This is a genomic window from Rhodopirellula sp. SH410 (assembly GCF_055811895.1).
In genome coordinates this window covers 3,930,200-3,946,919 of the sequence record NZ_CM147949.1, presented here as the reverse complement: position 1 = coordinate 3,946,919, position 16,720 = coordinate 3,930,200, and the positions used below count along the sequence as shown (strand labels likewise).

The window sequence follows — 16,720 nt, the reverse complement described above, 5'->3', positions numbered from 1 at the left end:
CCACGCAGATGAAATGCTCTGTCCCAATACTGTTCGGCACGGCGTTTGGGTAGGCTGTTTTGATGCGGGTAAAATATTTTTTGTCGATCGCTCGAATCCGAAAAAGCATCCCGATGGATCGGCATCGCCGGAGGGTCTATGTCATCGCCTGCGTCACCGGTCCGCTAGGCTGCTTCGTATTTGAAAAAATAATCTCAGCGCAGCGTCAAGCCGACTCGGTACGCCACAAGCGCAGAATCCCATGCAAAGCCGTTATCTCAATTTTTTGATATGAGCCTCCAACTCCTCTAGCGTTGCCCAGCCAACGATGTAGAAGCACACCATCTCAAAGGTCCGCTTCTTTGGCTGATGGCCCGTGTAGAGCATGATCAACATACAGGCGATGATCGCACTGTAGATTTGAATTGCCACGCCGTTCGGCTTGGTGCTCAGTAAATGCCGGCAACCGAGCATCTGCTTGATCATGCGAAAGAAGATCTCGATCGTCCAGCGATACTGATACATCTGTGCGATCAACTCCGCGGGCAATTCCAACTCATTAGTCAAGATTCGAAGCACCCCGTCGCTACTTGGGGCCGTGCTGGAATACTTGCCAGCTCGGTAGTGACCCCGCGAGGTGTGGGGTGAGCAACGCACCGAGACCAAGCGAACCGGATGAGTCACGGCGATGGATCCCTTGCTCACCGGCAGCTCAATGAGCTCGTCGGCAAGAACGCCCGCCTCTTCAGCCGCCTTGGTGAGGGTGCGAGTTTGCCTCGCGGTGTACTTCACCTTGTCCCGCATTCGGCAGGCATAGCTGCTGCCGACCTCGACGATGCTGTTAAACAGCCTTCGTTTGATGTAGCCGCGGTCCATCACGTAGAACCGGTCAGGCTCCAGGGTTCGCTCCAAGACGGCCCGCTCGTCGTTGTCGCCTTTGGGATTGGCCGAGGTGGCGTCGATGCGATGAGGAAGACCTCGCAGAACTTCAAACTGGGTGTGCAGTCGGTAGCCGCAGGTGGCCGGCTTGTCATCGATCTTGATCCAGGCCAATTCGGCGATCTGCGTCAGCAGTTTGACTACCGATCCGTCGACGGCAGTGAGTGTTTTATCGATCTTTGCCAGTGGATTGTCCGCCTCAGCCCGGGCGATCTTTGGGATTTGCTGGCCGAGTTCCTGGGCGATGTGCTTGAGCTTTTCGGGATCAAAGACGGTGGGAGCTTCGCTGAGGGTTCCCAGAGCGGCCCGGGGGATTTTGAACTTGCGTTGAACTTTTTGTAGGGTCGATGCCTGCTGGATCCCGCGAAGACTGGTCAGGGTGGGCGAGAACATCCACATCAGGATCAACATGCAGTAGTGATCCATGTGCAGTTGACGGTTACCAGCGGTATCCCGCTGTGTGCCGACCTCATGCAACGACTGCAGCAGGGGCTGCAGCACTTTGAGGTACTTCAGTCCTTGGACATCTTTGGCAGCGGGCTTCGGCTGGGATCTTCGGGGCATTACGTGTGCAGGTACAGCGACACAAGTCAAATTGGCAGTGGAATGGAAGTCTATTGCACAGCGCAAATTTCGTGCCAATCGCCGTTGCCCACCACTTCTGCCAAGTACCTAAACGCCGTGCCGAACAGTATTGGCTCTGTCCCTCCTGTTACTTACTATTGCTGATGTTTGTCATAGAAGTGCTATGTCCCCCCTGGCTTCGCTATGTCCCCCTGGCTTCGCTCTGATCATTGGAAATCGTGAAGGAAATTGACGCAGAGACGCGAGAGTCGGGGAGACGCAGAGGGGAGGGGGAGAGGCAGTGGTTGGCTTTCTCTGCGTCCTTGCGTCTCCCCGACTCTGCGTTGAATTTGTCATCATGACACGGGGCCTCCCCTGCTATCTGAAACGAAAGCTTAGAGAGCCCCGGAGGGAAGCCCCAGAGGGAAGGAAGCCCCAGAGGGACACAGCATTTCATCGAGAATTTTGACTTGCTCATCGAGCGGGAAGATGAGTTTCATGCTTGATGCAAGTTGCTTGAGAAGATGCGCTGTCCCTCCGGTCTTTGTTTCGTGTGCCTAGCTGACATGAGGCTAGCCCGGGTAGATCGCACCAAACCAGATCGAATTGGATTCGTTGTAAAGATGCTCTGTCCCCCAAGCGGTGGTGGAGATGCTCTGTCCCTCAATGCTGTTCTCAATGCTGTTTTGGGTTCTCGATCTAACTTGCCCTGATCTCGATTGCGAGCTATGCTACCCGTATGAGATCTGCTCTTTTTGCACTGCTGTTGATCGTCAACTTGTTGACCTGTCCGCTGCGTTGTATTTCGTGTGAAGCGAAGACAACGGCAGGCCAGGGTTCTGCACAGACCGTTCGTAGTTGCTGCTCTCATTGCGACAGTGCTCCTGTTTCAGAGAGTCCGGAGCCGTGTCGGAACGGCTGCGAGTGCGAAGATTGCATTTGCGAAGGGGCTGTTCTCGAGACGGATATTGAGCTGTCCTCTCCATCCTCGTATTCCGTCGGGGAGCCACTGTTCGTTTATTCAGTAGGCTTGCTTTTTGGCCAATGCCAACGCATCGAGCGAGATCCTGTTCCGACGGTGAGACCCTTTCTTAGCGGTCGCGATCTACGCGTATCGCATCAGTCCTGGCTGCTCTGAGCCAGTCGACGACATCTTGATTTGGGCACCTCGCAGTCAATCGACTGCATAAAAGGTTCGTGCTGCAATTCCTGATGCTTGCATCTCCATACGAAACGGCCCGTGGTTTTGCGTGGCCGATTTTGCAGCCTTTCATCAGACGGCATGCGCTGTTTGCAGAAGGTCGCTGCTGTCCTCGTAGTCGCTACTGGATCGGTCGCACGATCCACTACATCAATCACGTCCTGACTGAATCGATAACATGCTTCTTCCTTGGGAATACGGAGTCCGCAATCTGGCACGGCGCCCGGTGCGGACGACCTTGACGCTCGTTGCTTTGGCGACGGTCGTGATGTTGGTGTTCGTGGTGGTGGGCTTCATCCGAGGGTTGGAACGATCGTTGTCGGTCAGCGGCGACGAGAATGTGGTGTTGGTGTACTCCGTGAACTCGGAAGAGAATATTGAGAACTCATCCATTGCCGCCCGGACTCCTGCGTTGGTTGCAGCGAGTTTCGATTCGGTTGTCGATCGTTTCGGTGTCACGCACGTATCGCCGGAGTTGTATTTGGGCACGCGTGTCAAGACCTCAAGCGGCGAAGAGGGGTTGGGTTTGGTCCGCGGTGTGACGATTTCAGCACCCCTGGTCCGGCGTTCGGTCCAACTAATCGAAGGGGAATGGCCCGGAGCGGGCGAAGTCATGGTGGGACGTTTGGCTGCAGCTAAACTCGGCAGTAGTGAGGACGCGATGAGGATAGGAAAGAGCGTTGAATTTGAGGGTCGCTCGTGGACGATCGTCGGCCGGTTTGCCGCGGGAGGGGCGGCCTATGAGTCGGAACTCTGGTGTCAACTCAATGACTTTCAGACCGCCACGAAACGCCAGGACCTCAGTTTGGTGGCGATGCTGATGTCACCGGGCGGATCGCTCGCGGAAGTGAAATTGTTCTGCAAGGAACGTATCGATCTCGAACTACGGGCGATTGGAGAGACCGAGTACTACGCCACACTGCAACAACACTACAAACCGGTTCGCATTTTGGCTTGGTTCGTGGTGGTGATGGTGTCCGGTGCGGGAGTCTTTGCAGGACTGAACATGATGTACGGCGCCGTGGCCGGGAGAATACGCGAAATCGCCACTCTGCAAGCGATTGGATTTCGCCGCCGAGCAATCCTGATTAGCTTGATCCAGGAAGGTGTTTTGCTAGCTGCGGCGGGCTCACTCCTGTCGGGTGTGATCGCGTTGACGATGCTCAACGGAGTGGCGGTAAGATTCACGATGGGTGCGTTCACATTGCGCATCGATAGCGTTGCGATCCTGATTGGATGCGGCGTTGGTTTGTTGTTAGGCGTCTTGGGCGCGTTGCCCCCGGCGCTCAAAGCGTTGCGATCTGAAGTCGCGACGAGTTTAAAAGCTGTTTAGTTTCCCTTTGGAGAATTGAGATGAAGATGTTGTTGAATCGAAGTGTTGGCTTGTGTTTTGCCGCTGCCTTAGTCGTTGTGGCGGGGTGCCAGAAAAAGGCGGAGATCGCGTCGGGAGACGGTCAAGATCAGGCCGGTCCCAAATCAATGTATGTCGTTGATTCGGAGCCCGCTGGTGCGATGCCGGTTGGTGAGGCACGCGAGAAATCAGAGGATGGGCAAGACATCACATTGGTGGGCTTGATCGGTGGTTCGACGGAACCTTTTATTGATGGTTTGGCCGCATTCACGATTGTCGATGCGAAGGTACCCTACTGTGCCGCTGACGAGGGATGCCCCACACCGTGGGACTACTGCTGTCATATGGATGAGGTGAAGGACAATATCGCGACCATCAAGATTGTCGACGAATCGGGGAGACCAGTGGCCCAAGACGCAAGGGAGCTGTTAGGGGTCAAGGAGTTGTCGACCGTCGTGATCAAAGGCAAAGCCAAGCGTGATGATCAGGGCAATCTTTCGGTCGCCACGAGCGAAGTCTTCATCCGTCCAGGTGCCTAAACGATGACAAATGGCCCTCTCGATCTGAGTCAACTGGCGCTCGATCGCACACCTCAGGGTGAGCGACCGGCGCCGCGTCCGCACCGCCGTCGGTGGATGACACGATATGTCATGCCTACCACTATTCTGCTGGGCTTTTTGGGCCTGCTCGGTGCGGCGGCCGGACGCGGTTTGATGCCTCGTCAGGATGTGACAGTGATCCCACTGATCGTCAAGCGGGCGGCCGTTCAGCAAGCGGGGACATCGTTGTTCCAAGCTCCGGGCTGGATCGAGCCGCGTCCCACCGCGATCAGTGTCGCCGCGCTCGCACCGGGCGTGATCGAAGAATTGCTGGTGGTCGAGGGGCAGGTTGTCGAAAAAGGCGAGCCGGTGGCTCGATTGATTTCGATTGATGCGGAGTTGAGTGTCGAGCAAGCGAAAACGTCGCTTGCGATTCGGCAGGGCGAACTCAGTGGCATGAAAGCCGAACTCGACGCAGCACTCATTCGTGTTGCCAATCCAGTTCATCTACAAGCGCCGCTGGCGGACGCGCAGAGCATGTTGGCGAAGACCAAGACGGAACTCGCAAAACTGCCCTTCATGATCAGTGCCGCCGAGGCGAAACTCGAGTACGCCTTGAATAGCATGAACGGCAAGCGGTCTGCAAAGGGAGCGATCTCCGAACGTGTCATTGCCCTCTCCGAGAGTGATTACGCCGCCGCGAAAGCGAATCAGATGGAGCTGCGTGACCGCCAACCTAACCTGCAGCGTGAGGTCGATGCGTTGACGGCCAAGGTGAATGCGCTCGAGCGGCAGCTCGAACTGTTAATTGAAGAGAACCGACAAGTTGCTGCGGCTAAGGCAAAGGTTCAGACTGCCGAAGCACTTGTTGATGAAGCTGCTTTGAAACTTCGCCAGGCGGAGTTGGTTCTGCGACGCAACACGGTGTTGGCTCCGGTCCGTGGCCGCGTGTTGAAACTAGTGGCTGCACCGGGGACACGCGTGATGGGACTCGACTCCGTGGCCGGACAAAGCTCCAGTACGGTAGTGGAAATGTACGAGCCTGATCGACTGCAGGTACGCGTCGACGTGCGATTGGAAGACGTGCCGCGGGTCATCCGGGGGCAGAGTGTGGAGATCGAAACCGCCTCAAGCAGCGATCTCATTCTGGGGCGGGTCCTACAGTCGACGAGTTCAGCAAACATCCAGAAGAATACCCTCGAGGTGAAGGTGGAGTTGATCGATCCTCCCGCGAACGTCAGCCCTGAAATGCTGGTAACGGCCACATTTTTGGCGCCGATCTCAGAGAATTCCGCTGATCAGACAATGGCAAGTGAACGGGTGTTCGTGCCCGTTTCACTGCTGAATGAGAATGACGCGGGCGCGTTCGTTTGGATCGTTGACTCCAACGAGACCGCACGGCAACGGGCCGTTGAGCCGGGCAGTGAAACCTCCGATGGACTCGTGGAGATCAAATCTGGCCTGCGGGTGACTGACAAATTGATCACCACTGGGGCTGGTGATCTCGAACCAGGCAGCCCCGTGAATGTAACCGGCGACGATCCACGACTAGGAGTGAATTGAATGGCATTGGTAGAGCTTCGCGGCGTTTGCAAGAGCTTTCGCAAGGGCGATGAAACGATCACACCACTCGACAATATCGACTTGAACATCGACACGGGTGAGTTCGTTTCGTTGATGGGGCCGAGTGGCACGGGCAAGAGCACGTTGCTGAATCTCGTCAGCGGGATCGATCGCCCCGATGCGGGATCGATCACGGTCGACGGAACGGAGGTGACCAAGTTATCACGCGGCAAATTGGCCGATTGGCGGGCGGTGAATCTCGGCTATATCTTTCAAACGCACAACTTGATCCCGGTGCTGACCGCATATGAAAACGTCGAGCTGCCGACTCTGCTACTGAAGCTATCATCGGCCGAACGTCGCAAACGCGTCGAGCTCGCGTTGGAGGCGGTGGGATTGAGTGATCGAGCGGACCACTATCCTCGTCAGCTCTCCGGTGGTCAGGAACAGAGGGTCGGGATCGCGCGGGCGATCGTTGCCCACCCCAAAGTGGTTGTTGCTGACGAACCCACCGGTAGCCTCGACACCGAGACGAGTGAACAAGTTCAGATTCTGCTGCAGCGATTGAACCAAGAGCTCAACATTACCCTGTTGATGGTCACCCACGATCAAGACGTGGCTCGAATCGCGTCGCGTCAATTGGTTCTCGACCGCGGCAAATTTCTACCCCAGCAAGCCACCCCCGGTGCGCGCGAAAAACTCACAGCCGCCCTCCAATAAGACAGGTTGCCTCCCCCATGTTCACCTACGTATTCAAGACACTTTGGCGCCATCGCACACGCACGCTGCTGACGGTCTCCGGTGCAGCGGTAGCAATGTTCGTGTTTTGTTTTGTCGGCTCGGTCCAGGAAGGCTTGCACCGGTTAACGACGGGGGCAGACGCGAATCGAAGTCTAATCGTATTCCAAGAGAACCGTTTCTGTCCGACGAGTAGTCGATTGCCGGAGGACTATGCGCGTAAGATCAAAGAGGTTCCAGGTGTGCGGGACGTGATGCCCATACAAGTGTGGACGAATAATTGCCGCGCCAGTCTCGATATTGTGGTGTTCAATGGTGCCGATCCAGCTCAGATCCAGAAGACACGGCCCATTCATCTGACCAGTGGATCGTGGCAGCAATTCTCGTCACAGCGAGATGCGGCAATCGTGGGTCGCAACGTGGCCCAACGTCGGCAGTTATCCGTGGGCGACCAGTTTTCGATCGGTGATATTTCCGTCAACGTCGCCGGTATCTTTCAATCGACGGTGCCGTCGGAGGAGAATTTGATATACACGAGCCTCTTGTTCCTGCAGTACACGCGGGGGCTCAATGCTGCGGGGTTGGTGACGCAGCACGAAGTGATGTTGAGCGCGGAGGCGGATCCGGATCGAGTTGCCGGGGAGATCGACGCGGTGCTGCGAGCGGGGACCGTGGCGACCAAAACTCGTCGCAAAGGCGCCTTTCAGGCGAACACGCTATCGGATCTCGTCGATCTGATCGGTTTCGCACATTGGCTGGGGTATGCCTGCGTGGCATTGGTGCTATCCCTCGTCGCGACGACGACGGTGATGAGCGTCCAGGACCGGATCAAGGAGTACGCGGTACTACAGACCATTGGCGTACGCCCCTTCCGCACCATGCGGTTGGTCTTGGCAGAAAGCACGATTCTGTGCGTGGTGGGTGGTCTTGCGGGCACGGTGGCTGCATTGGTGGCGTTGAGCGTGGGCGGCTTTGCGATCGGTGCGGAGGGGGCCACGATTGCCTTCCGTCCATCGCTCGGGTTGGCGATGACGGGCACGCTCGTATCATTGCTCGTCGGAATTGCTGCGGGCGTCGCCCCTGCGATCCAGGCGGCGACGGTTCCGATTGTGGATGCCTTGCGTCAAGCATAAGAGCAGCCCGCCGACCCACAGCACTCCCATCACGCCTGCGGGCCATGCACCCTGGCGAACGTAGACACTGACGCGGTCGTCTATTTTCGGCGTGGCGATAATTTCGCCCGCGGCTTGGGCGGGTAATTGCTCGACGATCCGTCCGCTGCTATCAATCCACGCGGTTGGTCCGCCATTGGCAGCCGACAGGATCGGACGCCGACATCCAATTGCCACCATTCGCGCGCAGCGCAGGTGGTGTTGGACGACGGCCGAATTGTCGAACCACGCGTCGTTGGTCAACGTCACGATGACGTCCGGAAGCGAATTTGGGTCACGCTCGGAGACGTCGCGCATGTGATTGACGGAAATTCGCTCCACTGCGGTTTCGATGCACAAATTGGGAAGAATTCGTAGATCCCCAACTTTGAAAACAGTGGGGCCGGTACCGGCATCGAGACCTAACCCCGGCGGCACGAACTCTTTGAGCCACGGCGTCGACTTGATCAGTGGGATATACTCACCGAACATCACCAAGTGGTTTTTTGCGTAGGTTTCGCGAACCTGCCCGTTCGAATCTACCAGGACCACGCCGCTGAACTGCTCCGCGGTCGCGCCGTACTTCACGATCCCACAGCCGCCGATGATCGCGGGTGGCGGGGACGACGAGCCGCCGGACATGGCGGCCTGGAGATCTTGATTGCGGCGTGTGAAATCGTCCTGGGAATCCGTGATGATCCTGCGCATTTGTTCGACGGTGATTCTCGGACCTTGTGGATCCCGTGCAAACGCAGCGGGCACCGCGAGTTCCTGCTCCGCCACATACCAGGGCTGGCCACCCGATAGCATGGATTCTGGCCAGACAACCGCGTCGATGGGAGTTGCACTTTGTTGAACGGCTGTGATTGTTTGGCGGGCGAAGGCGGAGAAAATCTCCAGCTCGCGTGGTCGATCCTGTTGGTACTCGGTCTGTTCGTCGCGGCCAACTAGCATCAGGGTCGTATCGGAGTCATGAACCGGGTGAGCGAGTGTTGACACCCCATAGAAGTACGCTGCAACGATCGCCACGAGAGCGATGGGCACTGAGGTGTGCCATTTCTCGCAAAATTGAGCGCAGCCATTGGTAGGTTGCATTGGCTGCGCTCCGGTGCGGCGATCGGCGAACCATCGCCATAGATCGGCAACCGCGACGCTGGACAACACGAGAAGAAAGCTCACGCCGTAGGTGCCAGAGAGATCCACGATCTGGATGAGGGTCGGCGACGGCATGTCAGCGAGTGAATGACCGAGCATCAAGACTGAGATGCCGGTGGCAAAATAGTTGCGAACCCACTCACCTCCAGTCCACAGCACGGCAGCGACCAGTGCCACAGGAACGTACGCCCGCCAAACCGAGACACCCGCGCAGCACGTCGGCGTCGTGATTTCGCCCGCCACTCGGACGGGCGCCGAGCACCATCGCCGCAGCATTGTGTAGAACAGCAGCGGATAGATCGCCAGGTAAGCGGCCAACATCAACAGCGGGAAAATCATCAAAGGGTGCGCGTAGCGCAGGCCTTGTAACGACACCAGGTAGTACACGAAGAACGAACCGTACACTGCCAATCGATGTGATTGCGATGCTGAGCGAGCCAAGCCGATCAGGGGCGCAAGAGCGACAAACGCCAGCGGCCAGAAATTAAGCCCTGGGCCGGTCAGATAGAGCAACAGCACAGTTGCCAATGCCGCAACCCAAGGTCGACTCCTTCGTAATTTCATCGCAAAACATCCGTGTGCTCATTGAGGGAATCCAATCAACAGGTTCCGGCGAAGGCTCGCTTCGATTTGCTGATCGGAAATGTATTCTAAATAGTCATGTTCCCGCCCAACGAACTGTGCAGCGTTGAACTGATGGACACGGGTGGCGTGGTCAGGTAACCGACTGAGTCCGCTGATGCCGGTGTAACCAAGCGCGGGCCGTTTGTTATCGAATTTTGTGAATCGATACAAGCTGAGATAGGCATCGCGACTGTTATACACTAAGTCGAGATGATTGATTTGACTGTACGCGCGGCATCGTGTGGTGAGTAGGCAGTCGTTGCGGATTGCGGGAGCAGCCAAGGTCAGATTCACTGGTGCCGTTGGGCGAGCAGCCTGGGGCAACGCGCAACGATCAATCGCACCACCGCCAACGAGGTGCAGTGCTCCGAGCGAAACGCGACCTCCCAAGCTGAATCCGATGATGGACACCGGGGTCTCCGGGTCAATGTTCTGCAGGAATCTCGCGAGATGAAACGCGTGTTCGTCAGCGCGGTCCGCCTTGATACGCACGTCCCGAATCGGACCGGCGACTTGGTCCGCTGGCCAGGCCCAGGTAACAAATCGCATCGCTGGTGCTTCTTGCCACGGACGGATGGTTTGTTCGTAAGTCTGCAGGCCACGACGGATTGCTTTGTCAAGCGACCAGCGATTGCCGTGGATGAAGATCACAATGGGACGCCGCACTCCATCCAGATCAGGTGCAAAGAACGCCGCTGCGGAGGACGTCTTCCAAACATCCCCGTCGACTCGTTGGCGAATGTCCAGGGAATCCACGCTGCAATTCCGCGATCCCAAACGGCGGCTGCTGACCAGCCAAACCTGATCTTGGTCGCGATTATCGAACGCAGCCGTGGGCGTTGCCTCCAAACGCTGTTCAATCTGCGTTTTAGGTTGGTACGCTGGTTCAGCGGGGAGTATGAATCCTGGCCCGGGGGCCACGTCTAAGGAGGCCACGTCCAAGGAGGCCACGTTTTGTCCGTGGGCGACAGCTCCCCAAACGACAAGGACGCACGCGGTTGTTACATAGCGAAACGAATCAATGGGCAGCATGAATGAGCTCGGGTCGGCATGGGCAACAAAGGACTTATTAGTGTAGTCCAATGTTGCGTAGCGACAATCGAGAACGCAAAGTTAAGATTCGACTGGGGGCCCTAAGTCGATTTCCGAGAAGCTTCTTGCTCGGCATCCCGATGGGAGTTTTCCGGCTCGGATTCGGTGCAGTTCATCCGCAGGGTGACGACGGTGAAAACGAAGGCAAATGCAGCGAACTGATATCGGTTTTCATTGAGCTTGGCTACCAACGAGGCGTCCCCGTTGTCCTGCGAGCCGGAAAAGCAGTCCATGCTCATGACGCATGCGACGGCGGCCGAGATCGACTCCCTCGCGGCTGCGAGGAAGGTTACGGAGAAGGAAATTCCGCTTGATTCGGCAACCAGGGCTGATTCTCGAAGCGAACTCAGGTCCAGAGCATCGATGTCAGCAGCGAATCCCGGAACGTCCTCGCGGCGGGTTCCGGATTCAGACTGGCTCGCCAGCTTTGAAGCGTCTTCCTCTCTTGAAGACTGGGTAGCGGGCAGCAGTGCCATCGCCATGAAGGTATCGGTCTGAACATGTTCCAAAAGTGATTGATCGACCAACGACGGGCCATCGATCGGGTGTTGATCCCCGTCGGTGGCGAAGTAGTGAAAGTCGTCCGCGGCCACTTTGGCTTGGAATGCCGGTCCGGTCGCATCGGAAATCTTCAAGAAACATTGTGGTCCCGTACCCACCGACGAGAGTGGCAGAGTTCCGCAGGTCTCGCTCGCCGCCCGCGTTCGAGAAGCTATTCTGTCCCGTGGTCCCTGGGCACCCGTGTTGCCGAGTGCCTGGGGCGTCGCCAGAGGCTTCACATCCTCAGTGAGACTGGCCTCGGCACCGCCATTTTCGACGAACGTTTTTTCGGACGCGACGTTACTAAGTTTGTTCGATGGGCAGGATGGAATGAAACCCGAAGGCAACCACGAATCGCTTCCCGTCAAAGCAGCATCAACATCGCTGAGACTGCCGCGATCCGCCTGTGGAAGCACGACAGTCGCTGCAGTCGCAGCGGGCTGGATGGGTTGCTCGTAAGCTGGGGGTGGGTCGCTGACGGGCACGTTGCTGTTGATTGCATACGCCCCCATGTTGAGGTCGCCAGCCATCAATTTGCGAGACTCGAGCTGCTCGAGTATGCCACGAATCCTTCTTGCCCCGTATCGCTTGTCGGTCCGACTCGTCGTTCTATGAGTAAACATGAAGACCTACCTTCCTTGTGGTCACCTGCCGAGCACGCTTAGACGAGTTTGCCGGTGGATTGATTTTGTGCAATAGCTGATCGAGCAACTCGCTGTGAAGTTGGAGATACTTCCTGAAGATCGCGTTCATCGGCGCCTTTCGCACCGCTAGGGATTGCATCTCGATGGCAGTGGTCAGGTCCTTCACGGCTAATTCCAGCTGGCCACGCTGTTGCTTGACATAGCCCAAATTATGCAGCACGCCCGCCAAACTGCTCAAACACTGGGGGTCACTGTCAACGGAGATCAGCACTCGGAGCGATTGTTGAGCTTGCTCAAAGGCTGCTTCGGCCTCGTCGATGTCGCCGTCGTCACTTCGGCTGAATAGAATCTGTCCCCGATTATTTTGTGCGACGGCAAGTTGCTGCTGCACCACTCGATCATCTGGGTTAGTCGACAGTACGTGTTCAAACGCTTCGATGGCAGACGTCGTCAGCTCGACGGCCTCCGAATAATTTCGCGTTTTGGCAAGCAGGTGCGCGAGATTATTTTGAGCGACGCCGCGTCGACAGTCAGGGGAAAGTGACGCAAACAATCCAGCTGTCTCGTTTGCTCCCGAGATACTCCAGTTCGGAGTCGCAGGTGTTGATTGTGGAAAGGCATCCAAGGCAGCGATGTTTTTGCGAAACAGTTCTTCTGCGAGTGCAGGCTTAGTATCCGAAGTCAGTCCCGCCAAGGTATTTCGGCATTCGAGCAAGGGCAGACGCAAGTTGGCGTTTTGGGGATCATCTCGAATGAGTTGTACAAGTTTGGATTCGGTGGTCGTCATCCGATCGATCGCGACGTCGACGTCACCGCATTCATACTGCAATTTTGCAAAATTGGTTTGTGTCGCTGACCAGAGGGCCATCATCGGGCGAGGGTCGCCAGGCATGGCGAGCACCCTCTGCTGCAGCTCCGTAGCATTCTCGTAAAGCTGCATGGCGTCTTGGTAGCGACCATGGCGTTTGCGCAGAGTCGCTAGGCAGTGAAGGCAGATCGCATGTTCGACAGCGATCTTGATGTCGTTGGGGTGGGATCGTCTGAGATCGGCAAACTGATTGATTGCCTGCTGGTAATTTTTTTCCGCGATCTTCGGATGGCCCAACTTCGTCTCAATCGACCCTAGCAGAAAATGAATTTTGGCAGTTTCGACGGTGAACGATGAATCCCCCTCAGCGAAGTTTAGAAACTTCGTAGCATACTGCTGGGATTCCAATAGGATGTCGCGCAGCAGTTTGTCGCCACCGGGCAGCTCCTGTAGTTGCTCAACGGCCATCCCATTGAAGCGGTCAATAAAATTGAATGCTGAGTTGAGGTGCACGTGCGCGAGCTTATTCTGCTGCACCGCGTTGCGGCGCTGTTGCGTGATCATCGCGATGGCGACGGTCAAGCCTACGAGGGTCATCGCCAGTAAAAAGAGCGAAAGCAGCACCATCTGCCGATGGCGGACTGCCCAACGAAGAGCCAAGTCGACTTTTCCTGGCCGGCGTGCGTGGGTGGGGAGGCCGTCCAAATAGCGGCGGAGGTCGTCAGCCATATCACCTGCGGTGGCATAACGCTCGTCCTTATTCTTCGATATGGATTTGAGTATGATCGTTTCGAGATCGGTATCCAATTTCGGATTGAGTTGTCGTGGCGGAGTGGGTTGCTGAAATTCCACTGCCCGCATGAGTTGTTCTCGGCACGGCGCCGAGAATGCTGGCTGCAGAGTCAGCATCTCATAGAGGGTGATACCGAGCGAATAAACATCCGTCCGATGGTCCACTGCTTGCGATCGCCCCGCGATCTGCTCGGGGCTCATGTAGCGGGCGGTGCCGAGCGCACTCCCTTCGGTCGTGAGATTGCCAATTCCCCGGCAGCGTGCGAGTCCGAAGTCGGCGACCCAAATTTTGCCTGAGCCATCAATGAGTAGGTTGGAAGGCTTGATGTCACGGTGGACAACGCCTTGCTCGTGGGCATAGTCAAGTGCCTCGGCGACGTCCACGAACAGCCGCACGACCGAGCGGATACTGTGGCGATCACGTACGGATTGGACCGTGCTGCCATGATCCTTCACGGCTCGAGAGGTCGCCTCACCTGCAAAACTGCGTGCCGCTTGGGGGCTCGCTTCACCCGGCTCGCCAAGATGCAATTCTTCGGTCAGTTCCGCAGCGGCTTGTCTTGCTTCAACTCGTCGCAGCTCGGAGAGTTTCTTTCCCCGCTGCTTCGCAGCCTCATTGGCTTGCAGGGTTGAAAGTGTCTGTTCCAGGGTGTCGCCCTGGATCAGTTGCATGCTGTAGTAGTGCACGCCGCGTTCACAGCCAACTGCATAGACCGGAACGATGTGGGGATGATGCAACGAGGCGGCGGCTTGGGCCTCGTTACGGAATCTCGCGATCTGCTGTTGATCGAGCACGGCGGCGAACGGCAGCGTCTTGATCGCGACGCTTCGCCGCAGGGAAATCTGGGTGGCTTCATAGACGATGCCCATCCCCCCACGACCAATTTCACGATGCAATTCATAATCACCGAGCGTCGCGGGTGACATGGTCGCGGACATCGGAAGCACACCAGGCGATGCTGGTACGAGTCGCTGAGTCTCGCGGGCGGGTGACGTGACGACGTCACTGATCGAAGCTGCGCTCATGATCCGGGGCCCTCCTTTGCCTCACGAATGTATGATGGTGATTTCAGCGTCGCACGAGCGAGCGGCCACTGATCATGCATCAAGATAGAGAGTTTCGCCAACTTGGCAAACGGATTTTTGCTCAGTCGCCTAAACGACGGGTTCGGCGATCCTGAATTGTTTGGGTCGCTCATTGGATTCCCAGGCATCGTGGGGGTGAGACTGAGCGGAGAGTTTGGCAGCGAGATTGCCGGAGCGGGGAAGCCAGTGGCCGCGGGGATCGATTTTGCGAGGAACACGCTGGACACTTTTGCTGGGCATGCTCGTTTGCATGCGGCGAGATCGTTGCGACGGGCGAAAATGATCGCTGCGGACGAATTTCCGCTGGCCGAGTGGCTGGTTGCTCATCAGAGCTAGCCATTTTGTCTGCCGCGAGGGAGTGGTTAGGGATTCGCACGGCGACGGTGTTTCGATGAGTGGGGCACCCCTGGACCGCTAAATCTTTGGGGTTGACGCTATCATCCTGCCTTGCATTTTCATTCCAAGCGAAGCAAAAACGTCCCCGTCTCCCCTCTACCCCGCACAGCGTGGGGCAGAGGGGAGAGTGGACAATTGGGTCTGGTCTTCAGGAGGCCGAGATGCAGAAGAAAACCTGCGCAATGCAAACGCCTTGCAACCCGAAAGGTTTAGCGGTCCAGGGCACTCCCCCTTTGCACCCGCGACGATTCGACGACAATTCGCTAATCTGTCGCCCGTTTATTCACCTGCATCCGCACCACGTTCAGGAAAACTCTACTTATGTCGGTCAAACGCGTTGGAATTCTCACGGCGGGGGGACTCGCCCCCTGTCTTTCGTCGGCCATTGGTGCACTTCTTCAGGCATACACAGAGACATCGCCGGAGATTGAAATCATCTGCTACCGGTCGGGATACAAGGGTTTGCTGTTGGGCGACAGTTTTCTCGTGACGCCTGAAATTCGAGAACACGCGGTGATTTTGCATGAGCACGGTGGCAGTCCCATTGGCAACAGTCGCGTGAAATTGACCAACGTCGATGACTGTGTTCAACGGGGCTTGGTCGAGCCAGGGCAAGACCCGCTGCAGGTCGCCGCTGAGCAACTTCGCCGCGATTGTGTCGATGTGTTGCACACCATTGGCGGCGACGATACCAACACCACCGCGGCGGATTTAGCGGCGTTTTTAGCGAAAAACGACTACGCACTCACCGTTGTGGGACTGCCCAAGACGATCGACAACGATGTCATCCCGATCCAACAGAGTTTGGGGGCGTGGACAGCCGCCGAAATGGGCGCGAAGTTTTTCGAGAATGTCGTTTCCGAGCACAGCGCTAACCCACGAATGCTGATCGTGCACGAAGTCATGGGTCGCAATTGTGGGTGGCTCACTGCGGCGACCGCGATGAAGTACCGCGAGCGGCTTGACAATACGAACTTCCTGCCTGCGATCGGACTGACTCGCCAGAGCGTCGAAGTGCACGGCGTGTATATCCCCGAGATGCGTTTCGATCTGGAAGCCGAAGCCCAGCGGCTGCGGGCGATCATGGACCAAAACGACTGCGTCAACATTTTCATCTCCGAAGGAGCCGGCGTTGATACGATCGTGGAGGAGATGGAATCGCGTGGTGAAGATGTGCCTCGGGACGCGTTTGGCCACTACAAACTCGACGCGGTCAACCCTGGCAAATGGTTTGGCAAACAGTTCGCCGACATGCTTGGTGCTGAAAAGACACTGATTCAGAAGAGCGGCTACTATGCTCGGGCGGCAGCAGCCAATGAAGAAGACATCGCCTTGATCGGTGAGTGTGCCCGCAAGGCGGTGCAGTGTGCGTTGACGGGCGACGGCGGCGTGATCGGCCACGACGAGGATCGCGGTGGCGAGCTGCGAGCGATTGAATTCGATCGCATCCAAGGCGGCAAGCCCTTCGACATCGACGTTGCGTGGTTCGGGGATTTGCTCTCCGGGATTGACCAACCCAAGCATGGTGCCGTGCAAACCCAGCACGTCTGATACACTT

12 protein-coding genes are annotated in these 16,720 nt (G+C 57.0%); 7 read left to right on the top strand and 5 right to left on the bottom strand.

The features are described from left to right. Positions 1 to 252 precede the first annotated feature (252 nt). Positions 253 to 1,482 carry an IS4 family transposase gene (locus SH410x_RS14410; RefSeq protein ID WP_473677164.1) on the bottom strand — a complete coding sequence of 410 codons (1,230 nt, stop codon included), beginning with the start codon at positions 1,480 to 1,482 and terminating at the stop codon, positions 253 to 255. A gap of 1,379 nt (positions 1,483 to 2,861) precedes the next feature. Between SH410x_RS14410 and SH410x_RS14405 the strand changes: the two genes are divergently transcribed. Genes SH410x_RS14405 through SH410x_RS14385 form a run of 5 tightly spaced genes read left to right on the top strand, consistent with a single transcriptional unit; the run spans position 2,862 to position 8,007 of the window. Further along, positions 2,862 to 4,016: an ABC transporter permease gene (locus SH410x_RS14405; RefSeq protein ID WP_473677163.1), complete on the top strand. Its 1,155-nt coding sequence runs from the start codon at positions 2,862 to 2,864 to the stop codon at positions 4,014 to 4,016. A 20-nt stretch (positions 4,017 to 4,036) separates the two neighbouring features. Beyond that, positions 4,037 to 4,573, top strand: a complete 537-nt coding sequence (locus SH410x_RS14400) for a hypothetical protein (protein ID WP_473677162.1) — start codon at positions 4,037 to 4,039, stop codon at positions 4,571 to 4,573. Between the two features lie 3 nt (positions 4,574 to 4,576). After that, positions 4,577 to 6,136, top strand: a complete 1,560-nt coding sequence (locus SH410x_RS14395) for an efflux RND transporter periplasmic adaptor subunit (protein ID WP_473677161.1) — start codon at positions 4,577 to 4,579, stop codon at positions 6,134 to 6,136. Further along, positions 6,137 to 6,856, top strand: a complete 720-nt coding sequence (locus SH410x_RS14390) for an ABC transporter ATP-binding protein (RefSeq protein ID WP_473677160.1) — start codon at positions 6,137 to 6,139, stop codon at positions 6,854 to 6,856. 17 nt (positions 6,857 to 6,873) lie between these two features. Next, positions 6,874 to 8,007: an ABC transporter permease gene (locus SH410x_RS14385; protein WP_473677159.1), complete on the top strand. Its 1,134-nt coding sequence runs from the start codon at positions 6,874 to 6,876 to the stop codon at positions 8,005 to 8,007. On the opposite strand, the gene lnt is transcribed toward SH410x_RS14385, so the two are convergent. From lnt to SH410x_RS14365, 4 genes are all read right to left on the bottom strand, one after another. Beyond that, positions 7,921 to 9,744 carry an apolipoprotein N-acyltransferase gene (gene lnt, locus SH410x_RS14380; RefSeq protein ID WP_473677158.1) on the bottom strand — a complete coding sequence of 608 codons (1,824 nt, stop codon included), beginning with the start codon at positions 9,742 to 9,744 and terminating at the stop codon, positions 7,921 to 7,923. The two genes, SH410x_RS14385 and lnt, sit on opposite strands and share 87 nt — an antisense overlap. Before the next feature lie 18 nt (positions 9,745 to 9,762). Next, complete coding sequence (locus tag SH410x_RS14375; RefSeq protein ID WP_473677157.1) at positions 9,763 to 10,836, bottom strand: alpha/beta hydrolase family protein; 1,074 nt, start codon at positions 10,834 to 10,836, stop codon at positions 9,763 to 9,765. A gap of 101 nt (positions 10,837 to 10,937) precedes the next feature. Beyond that, positions 10,938 to 12,059: a hypothetical protein gene (locus SH410x_RS14370; protein ID WP_473677156.1), complete on the bottom strand. Its 1,122-nt coding sequence runs from the start codon at positions 12,057 to 12,059 to the stop codon at positions 10,938 to 10,940. Further along, positions 12,046 to 14,706 carry a protein kinase domain-containing protein gene (locus SH410x_RS14365; RefSeq protein ID WP_473677155.1) on the bottom strand — a complete coding sequence of 887 codons (2,661 nt, stop codon included), beginning with the start codon at positions 14,704 to 14,706 and terminating at the stop codon, positions 12,046 to 12,048. Before SH410x_RS14365 ends, SH410x_RS14370 begins: the two co-directional genes overlap by 14 nt. 117 nt (positions 14,707 to 14,823) lie before the next feature. On the opposite strand from SH410x_RS14365, the gene SH410x_RS14360 reads away from it, so the two are divergent. Further along, complete coding sequence (locus SH410x_RS14360) at positions 14,824 to 15,102, top strand: hypothetical protein (RefSeq protein WP_473677154.1); 279 nt, start codon at positions 14,824 to 14,826, stop codon at positions 15,100 to 15,102. Positions 15,103 to 15,483: 381 nt separating this feature from the next. Next, entirely contained in the window at positions 15,484 to 16,713 is a 1,230-nt protein-coding gene (locus tag SH410x_RS14355) for a pyrophosphate--fructose-6-phosphate 1-phosphotransferase (protein ID WP_473677153.1), read from the top strand. The last annotated feature ends 7 nt before the right edge of the window (positions 16,714 to 16,720 follow it).